This is a genomic window from Oleiphilus sp. HI0132 (assembly GCF_001635845.1).
This window is the reverse complement of sequence record NZ_LWGJ01001788.1, coordinates 1-656: the sequence shown is the minus strand read 5'-3', so window position 1 is coordinate 656 and position 656 is coordinate 1. Positions and strand designations below refer to the sequence as shown.

General features: G+C 46.3%; 1 pseudogene. It reads right to left on the bottom strand.

Annotated features, from left to right (window positions below):
* Positions 1–656, bottom strand: a pseudogene (locus A3766_RS27115) (F0F1 ATP synthase subunit alpha); the annotation flags it as partial.

The following is a 656-nucleotide window of genomic DNA, read 5'->3' as shown; positions in this document are numbered from 1 at the left end:
ATGATCGTGTGATCCATTGCGTCATGCTCTTCAAGTTTACGTACAACCGCAGCGATAGAAGATTGCTTCTGACCAACTGCTACATAGATACACTTAACACCTGTGTTCTTCTGGTTAATGATTGCATCGATAGCGATTGCAGTCTTACCAGTCTGACGGTCACCGATGATCAACTCACGCTGGCCACGGCCGATAGGTACCATTGAGTCAATCGCTTTCAAACCAGTTTGTACTGGCTCATCAACTGATTGACGTGCGATTACACCTGGTGCAACTTTTTCTAAAGGTGCAGTTAGCGTAGTCTCGATAGGACCTTTACCATCAATTGGGTTACCTAGTGCATCAACAACACGGCCAAGCATTGCTTCACCGATTGGTACTTCTAGGATACGACCCGTACATTTTGCTTTCTGACCTTCGGCAAGACCTTTAGGGTCACCTAGGACAACGACACCTACAGAATCACGCTCTAGGTTAAGCGCCATACCGTATACGCCGGTTTCAAACTCTACCATCTCACCATACATTACGTCGGCAAGACCGTGAATTAGAACGATACCGTCAGATACACTGACGATANTGCCCTCATTTTGGGCTTCAGAAGAAACATCGAGAGTTTCGATGCGCTTCTTAATAATTTCGCTGATCTCAGCTGG